Annotated in this window: 5 protein-coding genes and 1 tRNA gene; 1 reads left to right on the top strand and 5 read right to left on the bottom strand. The window is 48.6% G+C overall.

Annotation, left to right across the window (positions count from 1 at the left end):
- Window positions 1-1,235, top strand: a 1,235-nt coding sequence (gene dcuC, locus HMPREF9439_RS06775; RefSeq protein ID WP_008864275.1) for a C4-dicarboxylate transporter DcuC, incomplete at its 5' end; no start/stop codon positions are given.
- 95 nt (window positions 1,236-1,330) lie between these two features.
- On the opposite strand, the gene HMPREF9439_RS06770 is transcribed toward dcuC, so the two are convergent.
- From HMPREF9439_RS06770 to HMPREF9439_RS06750, 5 genes are all read right to left on the bottom strand, one after another.
- Window positions 1,331-2,107 (bottom strand): dienelactone hydrolase family protein, encoded by a 777-nt coding sequence (locus HMPREF9439_RS06770; protein WP_008864274.1) that lies wholly within the window; start codon window positions 2,105-2,107, stop codon window positions 1,331-1,333.
- 201 nt (window positions 2,108-2,308) lie between these two features.
- A complete protein-coding gene (locus tag HMPREF9439_RS06765; RefSeq protein WP_008864273.1) occupies window positions 2,309-2,875 on the bottom strand; it encodes a flavodoxin in 567 nt (188 codons plus the stop codon).
- Window positions 2,872-3,654: a carboxymuconolactone decarboxylase family protein gene (locus HMPREF9439_RS06760; RefSeq protein WP_008864272.1), complete on the bottom strand. Its 783-nt coding sequence runs from the start codon at window positions 3,652-3,654 to the stop codon at window positions 2,872-2,874. Before HMPREF9439_RS06760 ends, HMPREF9439_RS06765 begins: the two co-directional genes overlap by 4 nt.
- Window positions 3,655-3,803: 149 nt before the next feature.
- Window positions 3,804-4,703, bottom strand: a complete 900-nt coding sequence (locus tag HMPREF9439_RS06755; protein ID WP_008864271.1) for an AraC family transcriptional regulator — start codon at window positions 4,701-4,703, stop codon at window positions 3,804-3,806.
- Between the two features lie 278 nt (window positions 4,704-4,981).
- Window positions 4,982-5,057 (bottom strand) — tRNA-Glu (locus HMPREF9439_RS06750).
- Window positions 5,058-5,122: the final 65 nt, after the last annotated feature.

The raw sequence follows: 5,122 nt of genomic DNA, 5'->3' as shown, positions 1-5,122 counted from the left end.
TTCTTCCGAAGAATGCCACTGCCACAGGCCTTTTAGGCTTTGACTTCTTCGAACTCTTCCGCGCGATCTGCCGCACCCAGATTGCCGGTGTCGGTTTCATTATTCTTGTTTCCGGCGGTTTTGCTCAGTACATGAAAGACGTCGGTGCTTCCGACCGTTTCGTTACGGTTTGCGCTAAACCGATTACCTTATTAAAGAACCCGTACCTCATCCTCGGCTTAGTGTTCATCATCGGTCACTGCCTCGGCTTGGTGATTACATCGGCTGCCGGCTTGGCCATGCTGTTGATCGTGACGGTTTATCCGCTGATCATCCGCGTCGGCTGCTCTTCTCTTTCTGCCGCTGCCGTGGTCGCCAGCGTCCTCTGCGTCGGCTACGCTCCGGCCTCCGGCGTTGCTGTGATGGCTGCCGAACTGGTTCACCTTGACCCGGTTGAATATCTGGTTTCTTATCAGTTAGTCATGGCCGCTCCGGTCGTACTTGTAATGGCTATCACTCACGTGATCGTTCAGAGATACTTCGACAAGAAAGACGGTGTTCACGGTTATGTTGCCGACTTCGCCGAACTCGAAGCTAAGAGAAAAGAACTCGAAAAGACACCGCTCATCTATGCCTGCATGCCGGTTCTTCCGCTGGTTCTTCTCCTCATCTTCAACAAGATGGTTTACAAGACCATTACGATGAACGTTGCAACCGCCATGTTCCTTTCTTGGTTCGTCTGCTTCCTCGTCGACCTTCTCGTCAGAAGAGAGGCCAAGAAGTCCTTCGACCTGTCCTTCTCCATGTTTAAGGGCATGGGCAGCATCCTAACAAGTACCGTCGGCCTGATCTTCGTTGCTGCCTTCTTTGCTAAAGGCCTGCAGCAGACCGGTCTCATCACCTACTTGATCGACGTTGCTAAGAACTGCGGCCTCGGCGTCACAGGCACCGGCGTTGTGCTTTCCGCCATCATCGGTGTGGTTACTGTTCTTACCGGTTCCGGCGTTGCTGCTTTCACTAGCTTGGCTCACGTCATCCCGGACGTTGCACAGCACCTCAATTCCAACGGTATCGCCATCATGCTCATGATGCATACTGCTTCTGAAATGCTTCGCGCACTGTCTCCGGTTGCCGGCGTCATCATTATCGTGGCCGGTTTTGCAAAGGTCAGTCCGTTTGCGATTATCAAGAGAACCGCGATCCCCTGTGTCGTCGGTTACATCACGATGCTGATTATTGTTTCCGCCATCTTCTAATCGGCTGAAGCTCTAAAAAGCGAATCCCGCAGATTTCAAAAGTCTGCGGGATTATTTTTTATCGAAGAGAGCTGCCGAAGCTCGAAAGACTTCGATTAGCTTCTGAGGACGCGATTAATGAAAGCCTGAACAGCGTCGCGAGCCTGCGGAAGGTTCATCAATGTATGCGGTGCACCGGGCAGAAGAACGATTTCTGCATTCGGGTTGTTGGCCAGAACCTTGCCTGCGTAGCCGAGGGCTTCCGGATTATCTAAATAGCTGTTGGACTGGCTGAAGAACTTGTCGGTTGCGCTCATCACATTCAAAACCGGGAGGTTGTCAGGAATGTGGGTGTTGTGACTTTCAACGTGGTAGTTGTCTTCGCAGGACCAAGAGAAGATCATGCGGCCTTTTTCCTGAATCATTTTTTCGTCAGCTTGGTAGCGGGCTGCCGTTACGCCGCCTTCGCTCGTACCGGCGATGATGGCACGTCCGTCGAACCAAGGTGCGTGCTTAATTTCCATCATGGCCAAAGCCAGTTCCTGGGAACGCATCTTGTGGATGATTTCATAGTCAGCAGCCGGGACGGGAGAGGAGTAAGTCAGACGGTCTTCGGTCTGCATAGAGTCAGGAACAACAACCGCCACTCTCAAGGCATCAGCAAGCCACTGAGCGAAAATTTTTATCTGAGGATTGACACCGGAGCTGCCGTGGCAGAAAACCACTGCGGGATAGGCTTTGGTCTCTCCTTTGAATTCTTCTACGGTTCCGACTTTCGGAGCACCGCCGGCATTCGGCAAAACGACATAGGCATTCAGCCAAGTGGCAGCCAATGTCTCGGGAGTGTGAGCACGAACCTTGCCTTGAAGGGAGCCGGTATATTCAATTGCCATATAAGGACCTCTTGAGGTTGATAATTTTATTAACGCTATTTTAGAAGCTCGAGGCCCAGAGCAGCTCAACTAAATCTGGACAAAATAACAGGTTTAAAGACTGAAAAAATAGGCACGGTCCTCAAAGAAACCATGCCCAAGAACTAAAGAGAAAATTAACTTTCAATTCGGAGTGCTTACTTCTTTTCTTCTGCAGAACTTTTATTTATTCAGCAAGCCGATTCCTTTCAGCCATTTCGAAACTGCAGGTGTTTTGTCATCCGTCGTGCCGAAAATCGTGAAGTGCGGAAGAAGCTTGTTGCCTTTGAGCAATGCTTCAAAGTCTTCGCTTGTATGCATTGTTCCGCCGCCACCGTCGGTGTTGTAGGTAGCAATCGTTTTGCCCTGCATCGGATGCGCTTTAATCCATGTCTGAAGCGGCATGGCTACATGGTGCCACCAAGTCGGGGTTCCGAAAATAATCACGTCGTACTTGGAAAGATCGACTTCGGGGGCCTTGATCTCGCGCACGATGCCCTTTTCCAATTCTTTCTTCACGACTTCGGTTGTCGAACGATAGGCCTCAGGATAAGGTTTAACGACCTCAACTCTGAGTTCATCAGCACCCGTCAAACGAGCAATGGTGTCGGCAATATTCTTTGTGTGGTTCGTCTTGGAAAAATATACAACCAAGATTTTCGGTTTCTTATCAGCCTGTGCATTGGCCAAACCAGAGACACCGACAGCAGTGCACATACTGAATAACGTAAAAGTTCTGCGATTAATCATTTCGAATCCTTTGTCATTTGGCTGACCTGGTTCATTGCATTCAGAGTCCGCGGGAATCCCAAGTACGGAAGCATGACTCTCAGTGCGTCAACCAACTGTGCTTTTGTTGTACCTTCGCGGAGATTGGCTCCGATATGACTGCGCAACTGAGCTTCGCAGCCTCCTAAGGCAGCAATTGCACCAAACACAACGAGTTCTCGATCTTTGAGGCTTAATCCGGAGCGAGTGTAGAAATCGCCGAAGCAGAAGTCATACAGGTCGTTGACTCTGAGGTCATATTCATCTTTGGGGACCTGAGACAAAATCTGCTTCATGCGGTCGCTGTTGAGTTTCATGACCATCTGCTCTCCGGATTCTCTTCTGTTCTTATCCGTTACGGTCGTTGCCGTCGGCAGAGGCAATGAATGAGCTTCTTTAAATGCATCGTTGACGCCTTCCATGGTTTCCTGGACACGCCCGATTCCCACATAAGGAGCGCACTGATAAACGATTTCTCTGATTTCGAGCGGCGATACCTTTTCTTTAAGAGCTCTGAGGACAATCTTCTCTGCGGCCTCAGGAAGCGCTTGTGCGGTTACACAGGAAAGGAGAGCACAGTATTTTTGAACCGGACTGAGTGTTGCTCCGCGTTCTTTTTGATCTAAGAGCCTTTCTAGAACGCTATCCAAATCCGGATCTTTCGCTTTGCTTGTCTTTGCTTGGCTTTCTTCAACAGAGACTCCGACTAATGCGGCTGCGGAGGCTACAAGGACTGATCTTCTCTTCAAGGTGTTTGTCATCACGAGCTCCTATTTGTTAAGGATATTTTAGGAGGCTCGTATTTTTATCTTTGCCTTGAATGACTCGTATATTTGCCTAATCCTTTTAGGATTAGGCCTCTCTTGTGCAAAACCACGAGTAATATTTGCTTCTTTTTATCAAGGAAAAGTTATGAACCGGAGACGTCCTGGACAGGAGGTTTACCAAACAGGCGCTTGTATTCTCGATTGAACTGCTGAACGCTTTCATACCCGACTTCAAAGGCAGCACTGGATGCGTTGTATGACTCAGTAATCATTAAACGCTTAGCCTCATGAAGACGCAGACGTTTTTGATACTGCAGGGGCGTCAGCGAAGTCACGTTTTTGAAATGGTTATGGAAAGTAGAAGAAGACATGTAGACCATGTCTGCGAGCTCTTGAATACGGATCGGTTCTTTGTAGTATTGTTTGAGCCACTCAACTGCTTTAGATACTCGATTGCTAGGCAAACCGCCTGTGCAAAGCTCTCTAAGGTTGCTGCACTGTGGATCTGTCAGTGCAAAATAGTGGAGTTCTCGCTGAATGCATGGGAACACAAAGTCCATGTCCTCAGGATGTTCTGCGAGACGAAGAAGTCTTAAAAAGCAATCTGAAATTTGAACCGGCGTCTTGGCAACGCAAAAAGCATTGCTGTCTTCAGACGGCGGAAACTCTTTCTTTCCCGAGATCTCTCCCATGATTTCGGCCAGCAAAGCGCGGTCGAGTTTCATGGAGGCAGATACAAAAGGACGCTCGGGACTGGCATTAAGGATACGGTAGGAAGTCGGGACTTCCACAGAGGTGACGATCATGGAACCGCCTCCATACTGATATTGATTGTCGCCGACATCGACTATTTTCTCGCCCTGAAAAGTCACTGCCATAGAGAGCGTGTAAAAGCAGCTCCGATTGACTGCGTCTTTTTCCAGCACGCTGACGTTAAATCCGGGAATTCTTTTCCAATTCAGGTCATGGGCTCGATGGCCTTCAATTGCCTGATTTATGAATTTTTCTGTTATTTCTTTCTGTTCTGTATCTCGAGTTTCCATGGTCGTTCCTTTTGACGATACAGGATTTCAAAGTGACAATCCGGCGCCATGATCGCTATTGTTACGCGGATTGAAAAGAGAGAAAAGACAAAAAACAGTTAGTCTTTTGCCTGATTCTGTGAGATTTGATTCTTCGGAGAAAGAAATCGCTCAAATTCTCCGTTAGAACCATTTTCCTAGGTGAGTAATTAGATTTTTCTGAGGCTAAAGGACTGCGCCTCATGACCATCCGGAAAAGCGAAAACCCGAAGCTAAACAGCTATCGGGTTTTCAAATAATGGCGTCCTCACGGGGATTCGAACCCCGGTACCGACCGTGAAAGGGTCGTGTCCTAGGCCTCTAGACGATGAGGACGTTAAAACTTAACTTAATAAGTCTCTTTAACTTTTGGTGGAGGTAAGCGGGATCGAACCGCTGAC

This window comes from Parasutterella excrementihominis YIT 11859, from assembly GCF_000205025.1.
GTDB classification, from domain to species: domain Bacteria; phylum Pseudomonadota; class Gammaproteobacteria; order Burkholderiales; family Burkholderiaceae_F; genus Parasutterella; species Parasutterella excrementihominis.
This window is presented reverse-complemented; position numbering and strand designations above follow the sequence as displayed.